The sequence below is a fragment of the Pseudomonas sp. 1D4 genome (assembly GCF_001728925.1).
Taxonomy (GTDB): Bacteria; Pseudomonadota; Gammaproteobacteria; order Pseudomonadales; family Pseudomonadaceae; genus Metapseudomonas; species Metapseudomonas otitidis.
Genome location: NZ_LXJQ01000119.1, coordinates 1 through 1,211, shown reverse-complemented (window position 1 = coordinate 1,211; position 1,211 = coordinate 1). Strand labels below are relative to the sequence as shown.

The 1,211-nt window shown below is 57.7% G+C and carries 1 pseudogene; it reads right to left on the bottom strand.

From position 1 onward, the window contains the following. Positions 1–151 precede the first annotated feature (151 nt). Positions 152–1,211 (bottom strand): annotated as a pseudogene (locus A7D27_RS26815) (IS3 family transposase); the annotation flags it as partial.

Below are 1,211 nucleotides of genomic sequence, written 5' to 3'. Positions count from 1 at the left end.
GCTGATGGGAGAAAGTGTGCCACCAAAGCGCCCGAAGAGGCAATTGGCCAAGTTGTCGATTGCGAACCATCTCCGTTTGTCCGCCTTTTGCCCGCGATGAGTTGTCTAGTCCTGAAATAGGTTTACACATTTTCGGCTAGCTTTGCTCCACTCAGAACCCCCTATGTACCGCATCGGGGGTTCTGTATTTCAACGCATGATGCGGCCGCTCCGCGTTGTAAATATCCACTGCTTCACGCACCATTTCCCGCGCTTGCGTCAAATCCTGCGGGCTTTGCAACAATAACTCTCCTTTCAAAATCCCGTTCACCCGCTCCGCCAACGCATTCTGGTAGCAGTCATACCCATCCGTCATTGAGCATTTCACCCCGTACCGTTCATGTAGTGACTGATACAGCCCCGAGCAATACTGCACGCCGCGGTCCGAGTGATGGATAAGCTCCCCGCCGCCACGCCGTTGCTTCAGCGCTTTCTTGAACGCCATCGCCACCGACTCGGCATGCATTCCTTCGTGTACGTGATGGCCCACTATCTTGCGTGAGTAGGCATCCGTCACCAGGCTCAGGTACAGCGGCCCGCTCCTGGCTGGCAGATAGGTGATATCTGCGACCCAGACCTGCTCCGGTGCTACCGGAGTGACCTGCTCTGGCCCCGCCTTGAGCAAGTTGGGATGACGGTAGAAACGGTGAAAACTGTGGGTGGTCTTGTGATACGCCCGTCTGTGCTGCACCAGCAGGCGGTGCTCGGTCAATATCTGAAACAGCCTGTCACGCCCGACCTTGAGCCCGCCATCATCCTGACCCTGCAGCAGATAATGCAGCTTGCGAGTGCCCACCCGAGGTTGTCGTAGTCGAACCTGACGCACGAAGCGCACCACCTGTAGCCCTTGTGCATGGCGCTCGTCGGCGACCCGATTGCGCTTGTAGTAAGCCTGCCGGCTTATCCCCAGAAACAGGCAAGCCCTGACAATGGTCAGCCTCTCGACTTGCCGCTGCGAGAGGACTTGCCGGGTCGCTTTTTTACGATGAAGACGCCGTAGTCATTCTTCAGTACATCGACGACGGCCTCGAAGAACCGGGCTTTCTGACTCATCAGCGCCAGCTGCTGCTCGAGTTCCTTGATACGCTGTTCGGGCGTCTGGTTGTCGGGGTCAGGCATGGTGATGCTCCTGCCGGCGCGCACAGAAGCCCCCTGGCTCCAATCTTGCCGAC